This is a genomic window from Cupriavidus respiraculi, assembly GCF_914271545.1.
Lineage (GTDB): Bacteria > Pseudomonadota > Gammaproteobacteria > Burkholderiales > Burkholderiaceae > Cupriavidus > Cupriavidus respiraculi.
In genome coordinates, this window is the sequence record NZ_CAJZAH010000010.1 from 36,390 (window position 1) to 56,403 (window position 20,014).

The following is a 20,014-nucleotide window of genomic DNA, read 5'->3' on the forward strand; positions in this document are numbered from 1 at the left end:
CGCCAAGAAAAGCAATCGGCGCGGGACGAGGCCTCAGATATGAGGCCTCGTAGCGGTGCCAATTCACGTGTGTGAACACACCGCCGTGGTGGATCATGCGCCGTCGGTGAAGGTGTCACGCTGTCCGGCCGCGTGGCTGCCATCGCTGAACGGATCACGCGTGCCCGTGGTATGTCCGCCGTCCGTGAACGGATCGCGGGTCCCCATCGCATGCGAACCTTCGGTATAGGGATCGCGTGGTGTATTGCTGCCAGCTTGCGCGATGCCCGCGACGCCGGCCAGGGTTGTAACGGTCAGCGCCACAAGCGCGGTTTTCTTCAATGTAAGCATGGTGTTCTCCGGGTGGATCAAGGCTCAGTGAGCCCGCAAATTCAGTCTAGAGTGCTGTACCCAACCACGGCCTGACGTCGCCATTACAAGGCTGTCATGTCTCTGGCCGCTGCACCACTGGTCCCTTCGGGTGTCAGCCACCGGTAAAAAGTTTGCTTCGTTCGATGTCGATGCGCACACCCTTTGCATTGGGCATGGCCGGGAACAGGACGCCGAGATCGATGGAACCACCGCGAATGAACTCGGCGAATGTCCAGGTCGTTTCCTGAGCGCCGCTCTTGAACGTCACCGTATCGCCAGATCCCACCCTGACGTACTTCAGGTCCGGCGTAAGCGCGATGGCCCGCGATGCCGTGGTGGCAGGAGCCGGGCTGCCGAAGAGCGCCGCCTGCGGTCCCACGGATGTGGCGGATGTCGCGGCAGCCATCGCCGCAGGCGCGGCAGGCGCGGTCGGCGCGATGGCGGGCTCCGCGGCTTGTCGCTGGACGTGCTGCGCCCAGTTATCGCCCGCATTGGTTCTGGCCTTGTCCGTACTCCAGGCCGGCGACGTGTTCAGGACCGCCAGAATGGATAGCGCAGTCAGCGCGGCGGTGTTGAGGTTCATGATGCTCTCCATGGAGGTTTCGCGATTCGAAACGCTAGAGCGCAATGGTAGGTATCACCTCCTCACCAAGACGTTACCCAGCGATTACATCCTGGTAAGGTCGCCGGCGCGCCGCCGCGCTGGGTGCGCTATGTCGGCGCCATGGTGCACGGCGGGGAGTTTGGAACAGAGCGCTCTCGCTCGCGCGGGCGCGTTTCGCGACCACCATATAGCTTGCCGCCGCAAAATAGGCTTGACCTTTGCCCCGTGGGATAGTCGATAGTTGCAGCGAAAGCGACCGACATTGCAAAGCAAATCGCCGTAGGCGTCGGCGGCGTGTCAAGCTCGGAGGGGATCCGATGAATGCCGCGACACCATCATTGTTTGACGATATCGTGGTCGTATTCCGGCGTGCATGTGAAGAGGGAAACTATGGCGTCGCCGATCACCTCCTAGCAGCTTTGGAATCAATGGCACGAGAGGGCGATGTGGCGCTGGATGACGTTTATCTGTCTTTCGCGTCCCTTGCGCTAGGCCGTTGGCCCCGGCAGAGAGGCACGTGCTAAGTACGGACGATTACTCTGTGGCGAGCTGGCACATGGGCAAGTGCCGCTCATGGCAAAGCCTGCTAACATCCCGGTCGAAACGAGTGTCACATATGCGTATCTCCGTCCGCCGGCTTTGGTTTGCCGCATTCCTGTTGAGCGCTTTTCTGACCGTGCAACTGGCAGCGGCGGCTTACGCTTGCGCCGGCAGTCGCTATTCGGTCAGCGGCACGGAAGACATGGCCGGCATGACGGAGTCGTGCCCGGAGATGGCCGCAAAAGCCGCTCCTGTCAATCATGTAGACCGGCACGATGGCTTGTGCCTGGAGCACTGCCAACTTGGTTCCAAGTCGGCCGACCACTCGACCCCCCAGATCCCCGCGTTTCAGCCGGTACTGGTCAACCTCGTAGAGCCGGCGCTGTTGCCGGTCTTTGCGATCCAGAAGGCGACGGCTGCCGATGCCATCCCGCGTGGGCCGCCCCGCCCGTTGCCGATTCTGAACTGCTGTTTCCGCACGTAGCCTCCGAAGCAACGCCTGCTGTTGTGCCCTGACTCATCGTCGTCGGGGCCGTCGTTGCTTTACGGAGGCTTTATGCATTTGTGTTCCCCGCTTGCGTGTGGGCGCCGACTGGCGTTCGCCATCACGCTGCTTAGCGTAGCCCATCCAGGGTGGGCCGAAACCACGGCCGCCCTTTCCTTGCAGGAAGCGGTTGCACTAGCGTCGTCGCGTTCCGCGGATGCGGAAACCTCGCGTTCGGCGGTCCAGGCAGCCATCGAGATGGCGGTGGCCGGCAAGCAGCTGCCGGATCCGGTCCTGAAGGTCGGCGTCAACAACGTGCCCGCGGATGGCAGAGACCGATTCTCCATTGGCACGGAATCGATGACCATGCGGTCGATCAGCCTGATGCAGGAGTTCACACGATCGGCCAAGCGCGAAGCCCGCGCACAGAGTTTCGAGGCCGAGGCGTCTTTCGCGGAGGCGCAACGTACCGCTGCGCTCGCAGCCGTGCAGCGCGGGGCCGCCACGGCCTGGCTTGACCGCTGGTACGCTGAGGGTGCGTACAGCGTGCTCCACGAGCAATCCGAGTCTGTCAGGCTGATGGTCGACGCCGCGCGGGCCGCGTATCGCGGCAATCGGGGCTCCAGGGCTGACATCCTGGCGGCCGAGCTCGAACTTCAGCAATTGCAGGATCGGGAAGACGAGGCTCGCGCCGTGGTCGGTTCGTCTCGAGCAATGCTGCGCCGCTGGGTGGGGGATGCCGCGGAGCTGCCACTTGGCCAGCGCCCTGCTATCGAGGCGCCCGCATGGCTCAACACGCTCGATGACGCTGGCGTTGCTCAACTGCCCGAGGTGGCTGCCGCCCAGGCTCAGGTTGGCGTCGCCGAGGCCGAAGGCCGCTTCGCGCGGGCGAACAAGATACCGGACATAAGCGTCGAGCTGATGTACAGCCAGCGCGGACCCGCGTACTCCAACATGGTGTCCCTGAACGTCTCGTTGCCGCTGCCCTGGGACCAGCAGCATCGCCAGGACCGGGAGCTGGCCGCAAAGCTTTCGCGAGCCGATGCCGCCCGTGCGCAAGCCGAGTCGATACGCCGGGGCCTGGTCGGACAGTTACGCGGCAAGCAGGCGGAACTCGCGCACAGCCAGACACGGTTGGCGCGCTATCGGGACACCACCATGCCGTTAGCGAAGGCGCAGACCGAGGCCGCCCTCACCGCTTACCGCGCTGGGGCTGGCAGCCTGACGGCGGTGGCCGAGGCCAGCCGCAGAGCGCTCAACGTCTCGCTCGAGCGCCTCAAGCTTGAAGCCGCCACCGCGCGGCTTTGGGCCGAGCTCGCGTTCCTGATGCCGTTGCCTGCCGCGGCGCAATTCCCGCTGCCGCAAGGAGCTGAAGAATGAAAAGGAACACCATTGCACGGACGGTGACAGCTCTGGTTGTGGCGGCGAGCGTGGGGGGCGCCTATTACCTTGGCCATCAGCAAGGCCGCCAGCCGACGTCGGCGTCGGCGTCGGCAACGTCCGCAAGCGGCGGCGATACCGACCTCAAAGCTGGCCATATCGATTCCAAGACCGGCAAGCGCATTCTCTACTGGCACGATCCGATGGTGCCCGGGCAGCGCTTCGACAAGCCGGGCAAGTCGCCGTTCATGGACATGCCGTTGGCGCCGGTGTACGAGGAAGCAGAGGGCGGCGCGGCGGTGACCATCGACAGCCGCGTAGCGCAGAATCTCGGCATTCGGACGGCTGAGGTGAGGATGGGCCGCCTGGAGTCGGCACTGCAGGTGCCCGGCAACGTTGCAATCAATGAACGCGGCATTGAAGTGCTCCAGGCTCGCACGACGGGGTTCATCGAACACACGTATGCCAGGGCAACGCTGGACCCGGTTCGAAAAGGGCAGGCCCTGGCGCAACTCTATGCGCCGGAATGGGTGGCGGCCCAGGAAGAGTATCTGGCTGTCAGTCGCATGGCGGGCAACTTGTCCAGCGACCTGCGCGAGGCGGCGATTGCCCGCATGCGCCAGGTCGGCATGAGCGACAGCCATATACGGTTGGTGCAAACCACCGGCAAACTGCAGCCACGGCTGACTGTCACCAGTCCGGTGGACGGCATCGTCACGGAAGTGGGTGCGCGCGATGGCATGACGGTGGTGCCCGGGATGACACTGTTTCGCATCGCCAGCCTCGCAACGGTGTGGGTACTGGCCGAGGTACCGGAAACCCATGCGGCCGCACTGCGGCCTGGACAGACGGTGTCGGCCATTGCTGCAGCGTTGCCGGACCAGACGTTGGCCGGCACGGTGGACGCCATCCTGCCCGACATCAGCGTGGGTACCCGCACGGTCAAAGTCCGCATCGTATTGCAGAACAAGGCGCGCAAGCTCTTGCCGGGCATGTTCGTATCGGTGCGCTTTGACGCCCCACCGGGCCCGGACCGTCTGCTTGTACCTACCGAGGCGCTGATCCGCACCGGGACACGGACGATAGCGATGGTGCAATCGGACCAGGGCGGATTCAGTCCCGTCGAAGTCAAGACGGGTGCAGCGGCAGGGGGGCAGACCGAGATCCTCGAGGGGCTGAAGCGCGGCCAGAAGATCGTCGTTTCGGGGCAGTTCCTGATCGACTCGGAGGCCAGCCTGCGCGGCACCGCTCAGCGCATGGAGCCAGCGCCCGGCGCCTCCTCCTCGGCCCCAGCCGCCGTTTCCGGTCCCGAGCATGGCGGCGTCGGACGGATCGAGGCAATCGGCCCGGATGGCATGACCATTTCCCATGGGCCGATTCCTTCCGCCCAGTGGGGCCCCATGACAATGGAATTTGCCGCCCCCTCCGCCGGCATGCCGCAGGGCTTCAAGCCGGGGGACCGCGTTCGCTTTCGCTTCCATCTGAATCGCGAAGGCGTGGCAACCCTGTCGTCTGTCGAAGCGGCCACTCCCAAATCCGGAGCCGCACGATGATCGCCCGGCTTATCCTTGCTTCCATCCGGAATCGCTTCCTGGTACTGCTCGCCACGGTCATGCTGACCGCTTGGGGTCTATGGGCGGTACGCAGTACGCCGCTGGACGCCCTCCCCGACCTGTCGGACGTGCAGGTCATTATCCGCACGCCCTTTCCCGGCCAGGCGCCGCAGATCGTCGAGAACCAGGTCACCTATCCGCTGACCACGACCATGCTGTCCGTGCCAGGCGCGAAGACGGTGCGGGGCTACTCGTTCTTCGGTGACTCCTACGTCTACGTGCTGTTCGAGGATGGGACTGACCTTTACTGGGCCCGCTCGCGCGTGCTGGAATACCTTAACCAGGTGCAAGCCCGACTTCCCGCCGCCGCCAAGCCGGCGCTTGGGCCCGATGCAACCGGTGTAGGCTGGATCTATGAATATGCGCTGGTCGACAAGACCGGCCAGCATGACCTGAGCCAGCTGCGGGCTTTACAGGACTGGTTCCTGCGTTTCGAACTGAAATCGCTGCCCAATGTGGCGGAGGTCGCCTCCCTTGGCGGGATGGTCAAGCAATATCAGATCGTTTTGATGCCTGACCGCTTGCGGGCCTACAACTTGTCGCAAGGCAAGGTGCTGGCGGCGCTCAAGGGGGCAAACCAGGAAACCGGCGGCTCCGTGCTGGAATTGGGCGAAGCCGAATATATGGTCCGGGCGAGCGGCTACCTGAAAACCCTGGACGACTTTCGGCAGATTCCGCTGGTCACCAGCGATGCCGGCATTCCAGTGCGGCTGGGCGACGTCGCCACCGTCCAGTTGGGCCCCGAGATGCGGCGCGGCATCGCCGAGCTTGACGGTCAGGGCGAAGTGGCAGCCGGCATCATCGTGCTGCGCTCAGGCAAGAACGCACTGGAGACCATCGAGGCGGTCAAGGCAAAGCTGGCGGCTCTGCAAACTAGCTTGCCCCCAGGCGTTGAAGTCGTCACCACCTACGATCGCTCGTCGTTGATCGAGCGGGCGGTCAACAACCTCACCGCCAAGCTGATCGAGGAGTTTGTGGTGGTGGCGCTGGTTTGCCTGGTGTTCCTGTTTCATCTGCGCTCCGCACTGGTGGCCATTGTCTCGCTGCCGCTCGGCGTGCTGGCCGCATTCGTCGTGATGCACTACCAGGGCGTGAATGCCAACATCATGTCGCTGGGTGGCATTGCCATCGCCATCGGCGCGATGGTCGATGCCGCGGTTGTCATGATCGAGAACGCGCACAAGCATCTGGAGCACTGGCATGCCGACAATCCGCAGCGGGAACCGAGCGCCCAAGAGCGATGGCGAGTCATCGGCGAGTCCGCGGCGCAGGTCGGACCTGCCCTCTTCTTCTCGCTGCTGATCATCACGCTGTCGTTTATCCCGGTATTCACGCTGGAGGCGCAGGAGGGCCGGCTCTTTTCGCCGCTCGCTTTCACCAAGACCTACTCCATGGCAGCCGCTGCGGGATTGTCCGTCACGCTGGTACCGGTGCTGATGGGCTACATGATCCGGGGCAAGATCCCCTCGGAGCAGGCCAATCCGCTTAATCGGTGGCTGATCCGCGCCTATCGACCGCTGCTGGCCAAGGTGCTTGCATATCCGAAGACCACCGTCGCAATCGCCGTGGCGTTGCTGCTGGGGACGGCTTGGCCGATCCTGCGGATCGGTGGCGAATTCATGCCGCCGCTCGATGAAGGCGACCTGCTGTACATGCCATCTGCATTACCAGGCTTGTCGGCCGGCAAGGCCGCGCAGCTGCTACAGCAGACGGATAGGCTCATCAAGACGGTGCCCGAGGTCGCGACGGTATTCGGCAAGGCCGGTCGTGCCGACACCGCGACCGATCCGGCGCCGATCGAGATGTTCGAGACCACCATCCAGTTCAAGCCGCGCGACCAATGGCGCCCGGGCATGACCACCGACAAGCTGGTGGAGGAGCTGGATCGCATGGTCAAGGTACCGGGCCTGTCGAACATCTGGGTGCCGCCAATCCGTAACCGGATCGACATGCTGGCCACGGGCATCAAGAGCCCGGTGGGTATCAAGGTGGCGGGCACGGACCTGAAGGAGATCGATCGGTTGGCAACGCGCATTGAGGAGGTCGTAAGGGTCGTTCCCGGCGTCAGTTCTGCGCTGGCAGAAAGGCTGACTGGCGGCCGCTATATCGACGTCGATATCGACCGACTCGCTGCTGGCCGCTACGGCATGAACATTCAGGACGTCCAGGCGATCGTGTCGTCCGCCATCGGCGGTGAGAATGTCGGCGAAGTGGTTGATGGACTCGCGCGCTTCCCTATTAACGTCCGCTATCCACGGGACTATCGCGATTCCATCGAGCAATTGCACAGCCTGCCCATCGTGACTGACAAGGGGTTGCAGATCTCCCTCGCGGACGTTGCCCGTATTCAGGTTGTGCAAGGGCCTCCCATGCTGCGCAGTGAAAATGCCCGGCTCTCCGGCTGGATTTACGTCGATATTCGGGGCAGAGACCTGCGCTCGGCCGTGCGCGACATGCAGGATGCCGTCGCCAAGGCCGTGCCGATGCCGGCTGGCTACTCGCTGAGCTGGTCCGGGCAATTCGAATACCTCGAGCGCGCCACGGCGAAGCTGAAGGTGGTGGTTCCATTCACGTTGCTGATCATCTTCGTGCTGCTGTACCTGGTATTCGGCCGCCTGGATGAAGCGCTGCTCATCATGGGCACGCTGCCTCTCGCGCTGATCGGCGGGTTCTGGCTACTCTATCTGCTCGGCTACAACCTGTCGGTGGCCGGGATCGTCGGCTTTATCGCGCTCGCTGGCGTCGCCGCGGAGTTCGGCGTCATCATGCTGCTGTACCTGAAGCACGCATGGCGCGACCGATTGGAAAAAGGGGATGCCAGTGTGGCGGCCCTGCACGACGCCATTCGGGAAGGCGCGGTGCTACGCGTGCGGCCAAAGGCCATGACGGTCGCGGTGATTCTGGCCGGCCTGATCCCAATCATGTGGTCGCACGGCACTGGTTCTGAAGTAATGCAGCGCATTGCCGCACCGATGGTCGGCGGCATGGTGACGGCCCCGCTGTTATCGATGTTCGTCGTGCCAGCGGTGTATCTGCTGGTTCGTCGACGTCAGATCCAGCAAGGTTCCTTTTCCACTAACCTCTCGCTTCGGGAGAAAACGCAATGACCCCCCTCAAGACCCTCGTTATCGCACTGGCAATCGGCGTCGCGCCGGCCGCGTTCGCCGCCGGTTCCATGGAAAGCATGGACATGAAGGCACCGGCCACCTCGCAAGCCGCGGCGCGTCCCGTAGCGGCAGAGATCAAGAAGATCGATGTGCAAGCCGGCAAGGTCACGCTCAAGCACGGCCCCATCGAGCATCTGGCCATGCCGGCCATGACAATGGCTTTTCCTGTCAAGGATCGCGCCTCCCTTGGGAACTTCAAGGAAGGGGACACGGTGTCCGTCGTATTCGATACCGTCGGCGGTCAGCCGACGGTCGTTGACATGCGCCGCAATTGAGCCAACGGCCCACCTCGCGGTCGTGCGCGAGGTGTGGTCGCGTACGGTAAAACGCGACATCACGACGGCCACGCGTTGGCCCATTGCAGGCTGCCCTTTCCGATGGGCTCGGACGATGGTTGGCACGCCGCAGCGGCTGGCACAGTTGACCGACTTCGTCACCGCACGGTATCGGACGCATCTTTGGGACGGTAATAAGTGCGATTGGTGGCACGCGGAATGCATTGGCTCCTCGACGTCCCCTAATGCTCGACCGGACGCGTAACGGGATCGTGCGGCTGCGGTATCCGGCCGGACGATGCATGGAATGCAAGGGACATTGCAATCCTGTAATCCGCGCTGCGTAACCGGAGCGACCCAACAAGTTGGGGCCATCGCCATGGGGACGCCGGCAAGCAGTGCATCGTGCTCCGCCATGGCGCGGCATGCCTGCGCACAACGCCGGCACGCTGGTGCGCACTCCTGGCAATGCTGAGCCGAGTGTCGCTCGCATTCCGCACCGCATGCTTCGCAAGCGGTCGCACAAAGGCTGCAAAGATCCTTGGCGAAGCGACTTCCCCGCGCCATATGGGCCCTGGCCATCCGACACATCGCAGCGCAGTCCAGACCCAGGCGGACGCACTCGGTCATCTCTTGAACGTTCGGCTCACTCAGACACGAGGCGGCGCAGTGCTCGCATGCCACCGCGCAGGCGTTGCACTCGTCGATATAGTCTTGAAACCAACACGAGCGTATCGAGCCGCTTGAGCCACCGCACCAAAGGGCTTTCCGGGTAGCCCAAGTCGTCGACCTTAGCGCCTGCACTCCGGGGCTGATCGAGACTTATGCGTTGGCCTTCGTGTTCGCCGCGACATAGTTCATCAGTACCGCAATAGAGGTTTAGATCCGACTACCGATGACCGCGCTGGGGGATGGAAAGGGTGGATTGCCTCTTGAGATCAAACCTTGCCCGCTTGGCGGCCAGTTGAGACAGCCCTCGAATAGCGGCTTGGCACACGCTGCCCGACGGCGCGCGATAACGCCGGATGAGCAACCGGCCCGTTTGTTCTCCCTGTTTAACCATTCGTCTCGCGTACCTGCTTACGGCCGAACAATTCATAAATAACGAGCAATGCGGCTCCGACAGTGATGCCGATGTCGGCCATGTTGAACGCGGGCCAATGGTGCATTCCCCAGTGAAAGTCGATCCAGTCCACCACGGCGCCGCGTGCGGTCCGGTCGAACATGTTCGCCAGGGCACCGCCCAAGATCAGGCCAAAGGCCATTTGCTCGGACCGCGAGGTGCCAGGACGCCGGATCATGAAGACCAGAAAGGCCGATGCCACCAGGGCGACCGCGATGAAGAAGACGCGTTGCCAGCCTCCCGCGTCGTGCAGAAAGCTAAAGGCGGCACCCCGGTTGAGCAGATGCACGATGTTGAGAACCGGGAGCCAGTCGTGTTGAGTCCCGTACTCGACCCAGCCGACGATAGCGGCTTTCGTGACTATGTCGGCGGCGAGAACCAGTGCCGCCAGCAAGAAGCCCGAGCGAGCGTTGCGGTCAGCTTGCATGGTGCCGATCATTTGATGCCGAACCGCCCAACAGGCGCAGCCCGTTGAAGACTACGGCTAGACTTGCCCCCATGTCGGCGAGGATGGCCAGCCACAGGCTGGCATGGCCGGTGAAGGCGAGCACCATGAATACCGCCTTGGTGCCGATGGCAAAGGCGATGTTGGCCTTGAGGACGCCACCGACCCGGCGCGACAGCGCGATGAACTCCGGCAGCTTGCGCAAATCATCTTGCATCAGCGCCACGTCGGCGGTCTCGATAGCAGTGTCCGTGCCGGCCGCGCCCATGGCAAAGCCGATATTCGATTTCGCAAGCGCCGGCGCGTCGTTGACGCCGTCGCCCACCATGCCGACCGGGCCCCGAGAAGCGAGTCCTTCGATCGCGGCCATTTTGTCGTGGGGCAGCAGGTCGCCGCGGACATCGCTGATGCCGACCTGCGCCGCAACCGCTTCTGCAGTCTTGCGATTATCCCCGGTGAGCATCACCGGCTCGACGCCCAACCGCTTGAGCGCCGCAACCGCCTGCTTGCTACTGTCGCGGACCGTGTCGGCGACCGCAAGCACCGCCAAGGTCTGTGTGTCGGTGGCCAATACCACCGCGGTCTTCGCCTGCGCTTCGAACGTCTCGAGCAGCGTGCGCACTGCTTCCGTGGCCACGTCCAGTTCATTGGCCAAGCGGTGATTGCCGACATAGTAGGTCTGGCCGTCGATGTCCCCCCTCACACCCCGGCCGGGCAACGCTTCAAACCGCTGTACTGCGGCATGGGGTCGGTCTCCGTAGGCGCTGACGATCGCCGTGGCCACCGGGTGCTCCGACAACGCATCCAGGCTGGCAGCAATACGCAGCACTTCGCCCTCCGAGACCGAGCTCACCGGCACGGCATCGGTGAGCGCCGGCCGTCCGTGCGTAAGCGTGCCCGTTTTATCCAGAGCCACGGCACGCAGCACGCGCCCTTGTTCCAGGTACAGGCCGCCCTTGACCAAAATGCCGCGCCGCGCGGCGGCGGCCAAGCCACTGACCACAGTTACCGGGGTCGAGATGACGAGCGCGCACGGACAGGCGATCACCAGCATCACCAGGGCCTTGTAGACCCAATCGAACCACGGCAGGCCAAGCAGCAACGGCGGCATCACCGCAATGGCAACGGCCAGGGCAAACACCACAGGGGTGTACACGCTCGCGAAACGGTCAACGAAGCGCTGTGTCGGTGCCCGTTGGCCTTGTGCTTCCTGGACCGAGCGGGCAATGCGGTCGAGCGTGGTGTCACCCTTGCGCGCATGCACTTCGTATTCCAAGATGCCACGCTCGTTAATTGAGCCAGCGAAGACCGTATCACCGACATTCTTCTCCACCGGCATGCTCTCGCCGGTAATCGGTGCCTGGTTGATTGCAGACACGCCCGAGATCACCACGCCGTCCAGGGCAATGCGTTCGCCGGGCCGCACCCGTACCATAGCGCCGACCGGCACGGCCTCGGCTTTGACCTCCTGCCAGCGCCCGTCGTCGTGACGCACCAGTGCGGTCTCCGGCGCCAGATCCATCAGCTTGCGGATCGCGTTGCGCGCTCGGTCCAGGCTCAATGCTTCAATCATCTCCGCGATGCCGAACAGCCAGATCACCACGGCGGCTTCCGGCCACTGGCCAATCAAGGCGGCACCGATAACAGCGATCGTCATCAGCAGGTTCATGTTCAGCGACAGCGTACGCAGCGCAATCCAGCCCTTCTTCAGCGTTTCGATGCCGCCCAGCGCGATGGCTGTGAGCGATGCCGCCACGACCGGTAAGGACGATTCCCCCCAGCCGGAAAAGGCAAGGATTTCCGCACCGACAGCTAGCACACCTGCCGCACCCATGCGCAGCCACCGCGCCTTCGAAATGCCGGCGCCGAATCCCCGTGTTACTGCTGGCGCCGGTCGACTGTGGTCGCGCAGGACCGGCTGCATGCCCAGCCGCTCGATCGCCGCCGTGATCGGCGCCTCGTCGTGAAGCGAATGGCTCACAGTCAGCGTGCGACTCATCAGATTGAATTGCAGGCCCGCGACACCGGACATGCCTTCGAGTGCCTTGCGCAGCAGCGCCTCCTCAGTCGGGCAGTCCATCTTCTCGATCAGGTAAGTGGCCTGTCCCATGGCGCTCGGCCCAGCTTCGCGCTCAACCGTAGCATGCATGCCAATTTCGCGCAGCGCCGTGAGCACCCGGGCGGGGTCATCGAGACGATGCTGCACGGCCAAGCGCCGGTTCATCAGATCAAAATCGAGGTGGTCGATGCCTGCCACTTGGCCCAGACACTTGCGGATTAGCGCTTCCTCGGTCGGGCAGTCCATGTTGGTGATCAGGAACTGCGTGGTGTTGCCGCTGGCGGCCGGCGCCTGCGACACGGTCTTACCGCAGGGGCCGCATCCTGCGTCCCCCGTGGGCCCGGACGACGGCACCGCCGCTGTGGCATTTGGCGCCCGTGCCTCCATGCCGATCGCCCGCAACTGCGTCAGGATCGAATCCACCGACGGCAAGTTGTGCACGACCGACAGGCGACGGTTGACCAAATCGAACTGCAGCCACTTCACCCCTTCAAGCGGCTCGAGCCGGGCCCGGATGGCGGCCTCCTCCGATCGGCAATCCATGTTCGGGATGGTGAAGACCGCGATCGACACGCGGCTTTGGTTGTCATTGCAGGACGAAGCGCATGCGGACCCGTATGGGCGGCTGTCAGCCAGCGCATCGGTGTTATCTAACGAAGCCGCCATGCCGATTTCGTTCAGCGCGTGGAGCAGCGGCTCGACGGTGGGCAGCGCATGCGCAACTGCCAGCCGACGCTCCCCCAGGTTGAACGCGAGCACCCGGATCTCTGGCATTTGAGCAAGCCGAGCGCGGATTGCCGCCTCTTCGTTGCGGCAGTCCATGTTGGGAATGTGCAATACCGTGGTTGCGCCGTGCGTAGTGGGCGCATTGCCCGTTCTATGCGCACTTTGCCCTGCGCTGGTTTTGTCGGCTTGATCGGTTTTCATTTCAGGATCTCCCATCGCTGAGTGCATTCCACACCCTGAAGTCCCTTCAGAGTCAAGCGCAGCGTTTCGCGCCCGGGCAGCACGATCAGCCTGGGCCGGATCGGGACTTGTGTTTCGCCTCAGTCGCCTCCCTCAGGATCTCCCGGCCGCCGTTGAGTGCGATCGTCGCCACCACGAGGCCGAGGACCAGATCCGGCAAGTTCGAGCCCAACCACATCACCAGGGCGCCGGAGAGGACAATTCCGAGGTTCACGATGGAGTCGTTATTCGTGAAGACTGTGGACGCCTTGAAGTTGACGTCTTCGCCACGGTGGCGCTTCAGCACGCGCAGGCAGACGATGTTGACCGCCGCGTTGATCGCGGCCATGCCCATCATCGCGCCCCCCACGGGAGCATCTCCGCCGAAAAAGCGGCGCAGGACGTCCACAAACAGCATGACGGCCAACACAATCAAGAGCCAACCCGACAGACGCGCGGCCAACACTTTGATGGCCGGTGCGCGGCCGACGGCATAAAGACTGACGCCATAGACCGATGCATCGGCCGGATTGTCCAGCGCCGCCCCGACTACTGCCGTGGACGAAGCCCAGAGTCCGACGACCGCGCCTGCCAGACATTGGCCCACATTGATCAGCAGCACCAACCAAAGAAGCCGCCGATCGGCCTCCTGGCTAGCATCGAACTCGTGCCCGTCCTCGTCGAGGCTATCGTCGCTCATCGCGTTGCTCCTAGGGGGACAGCCAAAACGCGGCGCGGCTGGCCGCCCGATCCGCAACGGCATCCGCCTTGGGACAGTCGCACAGCCAACATGGACCGGTGACGGCCATGACAGTGCGCGCGCGACTCTCCGCGTGAGATCAAGCGCCTGTCGCCTTGCCGGCTCTCACAGGCCTTGTGTTCATCGCGAAGCCGACGATCGCGATGGCAAGCACGGCCGCCTGCGCCAGCACAGTCTGCAGCGTCGGATAGAACCCAAGCAGATCCACGCGCGGGATCGACATCATCGTGATCCCCACCAGACCGGCTTCCTGCAGGCCTGCTACGCCCTTGCCCGCGAGGACGATGGCCAACGCTGCGACCAACAACGAGCTGACCGCGAAGAATTGACCGATCGGCAAGCGCGCACTGGTGCGTAGCAAGACCACGGCTGCTACGGCGAGCACGACGACGCCGCAAGCCAAACCGGCCAGCAAGGGCATGCCGTTATCGCCGGTCCATAGTGCAGCGAAGAACAACACCGTCTCGAACACCTCCCGGTAGACCGCAACAAACGCGAGCGATGCCATGAACCATGCCGTGCGGCGGGTCATCGCCGCTGACATCTTTTCCTTCAGATACTGCTGCCACCGTCCAGCACTGCTCTTCTGGTGCATCCACAGCCCGACGCACAGCAAGACGATTGCCGCAAAGAGTGAGGAGAAGCCCTCGGTCAACTCGCGGCTCGCGCCACTGATGCTGACGAGATAGGTGGCCACGCCCCATGTCAAGCCGCCAGCGGCCAACGCCGCAACCCAGCCTGCATGGACGTACCGGACGATCTCGGGCCGGTCGGCCTTGCGCAGGAACGCCAGCATCGCCACCACTACGAGCAACGCCTCCAACCCTTCCCGCACCAGGATGGTCAGAGCGGCAAAGAACGCGGCCAACGAATCACCTTCGCCAGGCGCCAAGGCGAGATCGGTTTGGTCCAGCAACGCCTGCAAGCCTGCTTCGGCGGCACGGACGTCGTCCAACGAGCCGTGGGCGATCGTCGCGCGAAAGTTGATCATCGCCTTCTCGACGTTGCGAAACAGCGTGTCGTTCTTTGCCGCCAGCGCCGGCTCCAGTGCCTCGAACCCATCGAGATACGCAGAGAGCGCGAGCTTCGTGGCGAGCGGCCGGTTGCCGGCTTGGAAAGCGGCGACGCTCTCCTGCAGCCTTGTCTTCGCCAGCGCGGCGCTGCGGCCTTGGGTGGCGACCATCGCGCCAGGATTGGAGCGCAGATAGGCTAGCAACTGCGCGGCAGCGGTGTCGCCGATGCTTGACGCAAGCTTTGCCTCCGAAATCTGCGCCAGTCCCTCCATCCCGACCATGGCGGAACGCAGGCCCTTATTGTCTTTCCACAGTTCCTCGCCTGCAGCTTGTTGTGCCGCGTCGTAGGAAAGCGTGCCAACGAAGAACGCCAGTGCCCACCGGTCGTCTTCAGACAGGGACGCGAAGCTGGGCATGGCGGTGCCCTCGACGCCATTGCTCAGAATCTGATAAAGGGAAAACAACGAACGTTCGCGCGCACGACTGTGGTCATCGAACGCCGTGGGCTTTGGCTCCAGTTTGGCCGAGAGCGCGCCGTCACCCTTGCCTGACCCGCCATGGCAACTCGCACAATTGGCTTGGTAAAGCTGGGCGCCCCGTTGAAGGTCTGGCGCCTTGGTAGGCGCGACGGGAAAAGGGAATCGCTGCTGGACGGCACCGGCGAGTTCACGCGCGTGCTCCGCGACTTTGGCTGCGTCAGCCCTTGCCTCAATCAGAGCTCTCAAATCTCGCGCGTCGGCCATTAGCCCTTCACTGGCGGTCTGCGATTGCAGTTCCCTCAGCTGCCGTTCGACATTGAGGGCGAAGTCTTGCATCTCGCGGTACTCGTTCGGCTCGATGATGTTTCCCCCGGATACGGCTCCGCTGTAGTCCACGGCGATGTAGTCGAGCAACTGCCAGACTTGCCGCGCACGGCCGTCGGTCTCATCGGCATGCGCGACTGCGGCAATCAGCCAAGAAGAGAATAAGGCACAAACAAAATAGAGAGTTCTAGAACGGCTGATGGAACGAGACATTGCTTAAAGGAAAGGAATTGGTCGGTTGCTCGGTGCTGCGGCGTCACAGTCAGTGGTTGCACCGCGGCCGGCCAGATATTAGTGACAGGTTTCGTGTGGTTTTTCGTGCTGGCATTGGAGACCATAAAGCCACTGCAGGGTCAAGGCCGCCTCTCAATGCCAGCATCCATGCGCGACATCGCGCGGCAGGGGTGTCCACACTGGCCGTAGTGACGACAACCTCGGCCCTACGTCGTCGGCGACGGCGTCGCATTGAGGGTGGCCCTCCGCGTCAAAACTCTATAGTTAGAGTAGACTTTCGCAACTCCACTAACGTGAGGACGACTATGAAAATCGGCGAACTCGCCCGAGCCAGCGGCACGACCGTAGAGACGGTGCGGTTCTATGAGCATGAAGGGCTGCTGCCATCCCCGGCCCGCTCCAACGGCAATTACCGGATCTATGCGCCTGAGCACCTGGAGCGGGTGGCTTTCATCCGCCATTGCCGCTCGTTGGATATGACGCTAGATGAGGTTCGGGTACTGCTCAACGCCAAGGACGCGCCGAATCAAGATTGCGGTGAGGTCAATGTGTTGCTCGACAGCCATATCGCCCATGTGGCGCACCGCATAAGGGAGTTGCAGGCACTGGAACGGGACCTGAAGCAGCTGCGCGGTCAGTGCGGCCGTGCACGCGTGGCAAGGGACTGCGGCATCCTAGACGGCCTGGTGAAAACCATCCGGCACGCCGCTTAAAGCCACAGGCCTAGAGGGAATACGGGTCCTCGGCCTAAGGGAGGAACGCCACGGCGCCCGGCCACGTTCGGCCGGCGGCGCACCGTGCTGCAGTCCAGGGCGACCAACGACAGCGAGCCGGCTCAGGGGTGGAGATGACACAGCTGTAACCATTGGGCAATCTGGTCGAAACCGCGCTTGGCTCAAGATGACGGCTAGTCAGTTCCACACGCGCTATACACCTCATAGCCTTTTTGTCCGGAGCCCACGATGAAGACCGTTCTAACCATTCTTATGGTATTCGCTCTCGCCCCTACGATTGCCTTCGCGGCAACGAGCACGTCCGCGCCAAGCGCCGCGGCCTTCGATATGGCGTCGAGCCCCGCCCATGGCGCCGTAACGGGACCGCGAGACCCCTTCTGCGATGGCGCCTGATAGGCTTTTTTTCTTGGTAAATCTGTCGGCAGCCATCCGGTTGCCGCGCGCTGCCTAGAATCAAGGTCGGCCCGAACCAGGAAAACGCAACTCGAATTGTGTGACGCGCCCCGCGAGAGTCCTGGCCGTCGCGGTGCCGCCGTGCAATTCCATGATCGATCGTACGATCGCGAGTCCTAGCCCGGTGGAGCGGTACGAGTGAGAACGCGCGCGGTCTGCCCGGTAAAAGCGTTCGAAAATATGCGGAACATCCTTCTCAGGAATTGGCTGTCCGACGTTGGATACCTGGACAAGAATGTCGCTCTCGGCATCCACCGTTTGAACGCATACTGTGGAGCCGGAGTCGGCGTGTTCAATCGCGTTGGCAAGCAGGTTATTGATGGCCCGCCGGAACAGCATTGCGTCAGCCTTCAACCGGCCCTTCGCATTCACGGAGAACGTGATCGCTCGCTCTTCAGCCAGCACGGAAAAATAGTCAGTCAACTTGACCAGTTCGTCCGCAAGACTGATGACTACTGTTTCAATCCGCGTGTTCGCGCCGTCCGCTCGTGCGAGGAACAACATGCCGTCGATCATGCGCGATAGGCGTTGGTACTCGGCGAGGCTCTCTTCAATCAGCGCTTCATATTCGGCTGCCGTGCGCTCCTTGGACAGCGCAACTTCCGCGTGACCAATGAGGTTGTTTAGCGGTGTTCGCATGTCGTGGGCCAGGTCCGCGGAGAACCGGTAGAGCCGTTCGTAACCAGATTCCAGGCGTTGAAGCATCGCATTGAACGCCGTTGCAATGGCACGAACCTCGATCGGGCGGGCCGGCGCATCCACCCGATAACTAAGCTGTTCCACGCTGATCCGATTGACCTGCTTAACGAGGCGCTGCGTGGGCTGAAGTTCGCGTCTCGTGATCAGAGCGCCCAGCATCGCGGTCAGGATCGCTCCTACCGCCGTGCCAGCCAGAAGGCTATTCTGGAATCTGGTGATAACCTGCGCTCGCCCCTGACTGCTCTGCGCAACCGTCAACCTCGCTGGCGTCTTGTCGCCGCCGGCACGTTCGATCACCGCGCCGCGCATGACGAATGACTGGCGAAGGTCAACGCTGCGGCGCCCGGCCTCCAAATCAAAGTCCGCAGGCAAGGTGTCGCGTGTGCGATAGCGGAGCACGCCCTGCTCGGTGCGAAGCCGAATAGCCAGACCGTCGTGCCCGCGGACAATGTCATCTAACCGATGAGGCCAGCTTGCCACGGGGCCTGCGCCGTCCAGCTCTTCAATGAGATGGGTTACCTGCTCCAGTTTGCCGCGCACGATCTCCTCATCTCTCGATAGCAGCTGCGCCTGGAGGGCATAATAGGAATACGCGCCCATGCTCGCGAGCGCAATCGTGGCGAGGAGGGAGAAGAGCAGGGCAAGCCGGCCGGGCAGCGACTGTGGCATCGTTATCCCTTTCGCTCAGGGTCGAGCACGTAACCCATGCCCCGTACCGTGTGGATCAGCCTAGGCGCGAACCCGACGTCGATCTTTGCGCGCAGACGGCGGATCGCGACGTCGACCACGTTGGTGTCAGTGTCGAAATTCACATCCCATACGTGAGAAGCGATGGACGTTCTGGATAGCACCTCACCGGATCGTCGGGCAAGCAGATGCAACAACGCGAACTCTTGGGCGGTCAGTTCGATTCGAACCTCGCCGCGAAAAACGCGGCGACCAAGCACATCGATGTCTAGGTCCGCAATACGCAGCCGCTCCGACTCCCGTCCGATACTCTGCCTTAGGCAACGGCGAATCCGGGCCAGCAGCTCGGCAAATGCGAACGGCTTGACCAGATAATCATCAGCGCCAAGCTCGAAGCCTTTGACTCGGTCGGCAACTTCATCCTGTGCGGTAAGAAACAGGACCGGTGTGTTGGACCGCATCCGGATTGACCTGATGACGGCCCACCCGTCCGCACCCGGCAACATGACGTCCAACAGAATCGCGTCGTATTGCATCTCCGCCGCGAGATGAATGCCGTCGGTGCCCGTCATCGCCACATCGACGACGAATCCTGACTCGGTCAAGCCTTTCTGAAGGTACTCCGCTGTCCTAAGTTCGTCCTCGATAACCAAGATTTTCAATGTTTCTACCTCCCTAAATCGGAAGGACCTACCGTCTTTCCCTCTGCGATCTTGCTCCCTTGCAGATAGTGCGCCGCGGATTCGAAGTGCACCGAGCGATCGGCTTGGCGGCAGGGCGCTAACTCGCATTGCACAGTGATGTGGGTAATACCAAACTGTTGTGCCAGCAGGTCGCGAATCGCGGGCAATATCTCCCGCTCCGCATTGATGGCGGCATCGTTGACCACGTGCACCGTGAGACTGACCTTGCCACTCGTGAGCGCCCAGACGTGCAGATCGTGGATGCTCTTGACGCCTCTGATCGAGCGCAACGCTTCCTCCACCCGACCAATTTCGATCTCCTCAGGGACGCCCTCCAGGAGAATATTCAGGCTGGATTTGAGGAGAATCCACGTGCGCGGGAGCACCCATAGTCCGATCATCACGGCAACCACGGTGTCGACCCACGCCCAGCCGGTAAAGCGAATGATCAGAGCGCCGATGATGACCCCCAGCGAACCTAGCAGATCGCTCCAGACTTCGAGGTATGCCCCCTTGACGTTCAGGCTGTGATCCTTGCCGCCCGCGAGAATGCGCATGCTGGCAAAGTTGACCACAAGGCCCACTACGGCAATCAGCAGCATCCCGGTGGATTCGATGTCAGGCGGCGATTGCAGCCGCTGATAGGCCTCATACAGGATGTACAGCGCCACGCCGAACAGCAGCAGCGCATTTAAGGCAGCGGCAAGGATTTCGAAGCGGTAGTACCCGAAAGTCCGCGCCTTGTCGACAGGTCGCTTCGCGATTTGGATAGCGGCAAGGGCGATCGCGAGTGCGGCGGTATCCGTGAACATGTGGGCCGCATCGGATATCAGCGCCAAGCTTTGGGTCAACAGCCCGCCAACCAGTTCGACGACGAGAAAGGTTGCCGTCAGGCCAAGCGCCCACTTCAAAGCACGCTCGTTGCCGGTTGCATGACCATGGTCGTGACCAGCTCCCATTGC

The 20,014-nt window shown here is 62.8% G+C and carries 15 protein-coding genes and 1 pseudogene; 6 read left to right on the plus strand and 10 right to left on the minus strand.

Annotated elements, in window-relative coordinates:
* Window positions 1–93: 93 nt before the first annotated feature.
* Both LDO27_RS24725 and LDO27_RS24730 read right to left on the minus strand, forming a co-directional pair.
* Complete coding sequence (locus LDO27_RS24725) at window positions 94–330, minus strand: hypothetical protein (protein ID WP_222208711.1); 237 nt, start codon at window positions 328–330, stop codon at window positions 94–96.
* Between the two features lie 133 nt (window positions 331–463).
* Window positions 464–934 (minus strand): CzcE family metal-binding protein, encoded by a 471-nt coding sequence (locus LDO27_RS24730; protein ID WP_222208713.1) that lies wholly within the window; start codon window positions 932–934, stop codon window positions 464–466.
* A 637-nt stretch (window positions 935–1,571) separates the two neighbouring features.
* Here LDO27_RS24730 and LDO27_RS24735 point away from each other — a divergent pair.
* The 5 genes from LDO27_RS24735 (at window position 1,572) to LDO27_RS24755 (ending at window position 8,414) form a co-directional block, all read left to right on the plus strand.
* Window positions 1,572–1,979: a copper resistance protein gene (locus LDO27_RS24735; protein WP_222208715.1), complete on the plus strand. Its 408-nt coding sequence runs from the start codon at window positions 1,572–1,574 to the stop codon at window positions 1,977–1,979.
* Window positions 1,980–2,051: 72 nt separating this feature from the next.
* Window positions 2,052–3,359: a TolC family protein gene (locus LDO27_RS24740; protein ID WP_222208717.1), complete on the plus strand. Its 1,308-nt coding sequence runs from the start codon at window positions 2,052–2,054 to the stop codon at window positions 3,357–3,359.
* On the plus strand, window positions 3,356–4,912 hold the full coding sequence (locus tag LDO27_RS24745) for an efflux RND transporter periplasmic adaptor subunit (RefSeq protein WP_222208719.1): 1,557 nt from the start codon (window positions 3,356–3,358) through the stop codon (window positions 4,910–4,912). Before LDO27_RS24740 ends, LDO27_RS24745 begins: the two co-directional genes overlap by 4 nt.
* Entirely contained in the window at window positions 4,909–8,079 is a 3,171-nt protein-coding gene (locus LDO27_RS24750; RefSeq protein WP_222208720.1) for an efflux RND transporter permease subunit, read from the plus strand. Before LDO27_RS24745 ends, LDO27_RS24750 begins: the two co-directional genes overlap by 4 nt.
* A complete protein-coding gene (locus LDO27_RS24755; protein WP_222208722.1) occupies window positions 8,076–8,414 on the plus strand; it encodes a copper-binding protein in 339 nt (112 codons plus the stop codon). Before LDO27_RS24750 ends, LDO27_RS24755 begins: the two co-directional genes overlap by 4 nt.
* 417 nt (window positions 8,415–8,831) lie before the next feature.
* On the opposite strand, the pseudogene LDO27_RS24760 reads toward LDO27_RS24755, so the two are convergent.
* The 5 genes and pseudogenes from LDO27_RS24760 to LDO27_RS24780 all read right to left on the minus strand — a co-directional run.
* Window positions 8,832–9,044: pseudogene (locus tag LDO27_RS24760) on the minus strand (four-helix bundle copper-binding protein); the annotation flags it as partial.
* A gap of 425 nt (window positions 9,045–9,469) precedes the next feature.
* A complete protein-coding gene (gene lspA / locus LDO27_RS24765; protein ID WP_222208724.1) occupies window positions 9,470–9,964 on the minus strand; it encodes a signal peptidase II in 495 nt (164 codons plus the stop codon).
* Window positions 9,954–12,968: a heavy metal translocating P-type ATPase gene (locus tag LDO27_RS24770; RefSeq protein WP_222208726.1), complete on the minus strand. Its 3,015-nt coding sequence runs from the start codon at window positions 12,966–12,968 to the stop codon at window positions 9,954–9,956. Before LDO27_RS24770 ends, lspA begins: the two co-directional genes overlap by 11 nt.
* 85 nt (window positions 12,969–13,053) lie before the next feature.
* Entirely contained in the window at window positions 13,054–13,686 is a 633-nt protein-coding gene (locus LDO27_RS24775; RefSeq protein WP_222208728.1) for a cation transporter, read from the minus strand.
* A gap of 139 nt (window positions 13,687–13,825) precedes the next feature.
* Window positions 13,826–15,775, minus strand: coding sequence for a cytochrome c/FTR1 family iron permease (locus tag LDO27_RS24780; RefSeq protein WP_222208730.1), 1,950 nt, complete (start codon window positions 15,773–15,775; stop codon window positions 13,826–13,828).
* A gap of 326 nt (window positions 15,776–16,101) precedes the next feature.
* Between LDO27_RS24780 and cadR the strand changes: the two genes are divergently transcribed.
* Complete coding sequence (cadR, locus tag LDO27_RS24785; protein WP_222208731.1) at window positions 16,102–16,509, plus strand: Cd(II)/Pb(II)-responsive transcriptional regulator; 408 nt, start codon at window positions 16,102–16,104, stop codon at window positions 16,507–16,509.
* A 474-nt stretch (window positions 16,510–16,983) separates the two neighbouring features.
* Here the strand turns inward: cadR and LDO27_RS24790 are convergent, their stop codons facing one another.
* From LDO27_RS24790 to LDO27_RS24800, 3 genes are read right to left on the minus strand one after another with little or no spacing between them, the layout of a single operon-like run.
* On the minus strand, window positions 16,984–18,351 hold the full coding sequence (locus LDO27_RS24790; protein ID WP_222208733.1) for a heavy metal sensor histidine kinase: 1,368 nt from the start codon (window positions 18,349–18,351) through the stop codon (window positions 16,984–16,986).
* 2 nt (window positions 18,352–18,353) lie between these two features.
* Entirely contained in the window at window positions 18,354–19,031 is a 678-nt protein-coding gene (locus LDO27_RS24795) for a heavy metal response regulator transcription factor (RefSeq protein ID WP_222208735.1), read from the minus strand.
* A gap of 5 nt (window positions 19,032–19,036) precedes the next feature.
* A complete protein-coding gene (locus LDO27_RS24800) occupies window positions 19,037–20,011 on the minus strand; it encodes a cation diffusion facilitator family transporter (protein WP_222208737.1) in 975 nt (324 codons plus the stop codon).
* Window positions 20,012–20,014 lie beyond the last annotated feature (3 nt).

Coding starts and splice junctions, on each gene's coding strand:
- LDO27_RS24755 (WP_222208722.1), top strand. CDS start 8,076: ATGACCCCCCTCAAGACCCTCGTTATCGCACTGGCAATCGGCGTCGCG.
- LDO27_RS24725 (WP_222208711.1), bottom strand. CDS start 330: ATGCTTACATTGAAGAAAACCGCGCTTGTGGCGCTGACCGTTACAACC.
- LDO27_RS24790 (WP_222208733.1), bottom strand. CDS start 18,351: ATGCCACAGTCGCTGCCCGGCCGGCTTGCCCTGCTCTTCTCCCTCCTC.
- LDO27_RS24800 (WP_222208737.1), bottom strand. CDS start 20,011: ATGGGAGCTGGTCACGACCATGGTCATGCAACCGGCAACGAGCGTGCT.
- LDO27_RS24735 (WP_222208715.1), top strand. CDS start 1,572: ATGCGTATCTCCGTCCGCCGGCTTTGGTTTGCCGCATTCCTGTTGAGC.
- LDO27_RS24770 (WP_222208726.1), bottom strand. CDS start 12,968: ATGAAAACCGATCAAGCCGACAAAACCAGCGCAGGGCAAAGTGCGCAT.
- LDO27_RS24730 (WP_222208713.1), bottom strand. CDS start 934: ATGAACCTCAACACCGCCGCGCTGACTGCGCTATCCATTCTGGCGGTC.
- LDO27_RS24745 (WP_222208719.1), top strand. CDS start 3,356: ATGAAAAGGAACACCATTGCACGGACGGTGACAGCTCTGGTTGTGGCG.
- LDO27_RS24740 (WP_222208717.1), top strand. CDS start 2,052: ATGCATTTGTGTTCCCCGCTTGCGTGTGGGCGCCGACTGGCGTTCGCC.
- LDO27_RS24750 (WP_222208720.1), top strand. CDS start 4,909: ATGATCGCCCGGCTTATCCTTGCTTCCATCCGGAATCGCTTCCTGGTA.
- lspA (WP_222208724.1), bottom strand. CDS start 9,964: ATGCAAGCTGACCGCAACGCTCGCTCGGGCTTCTTGCTGGCGGCACTG.
- cadR (WP_222208731.1), top strand. CDS start 16,102: ATGAAAATCGGCGAACTCGCCCGAGCCAGCGGCACGACCGTAGAGACG.
- LDO27_RS24780 (WP_222208730.1), bottom strand. CDS start 15,775: ATGTCTCGTTCCATCAGCCGTTCTAGAACTCTCTATTTTGTTTGTGCC.
- LDO27_RS24775 (WP_222208728.1), bottom strand. CDS start 13,686: ATGAGCGACGATAGCCTCGACGAGGACGGGCACGAGTTCGATGCTAGC.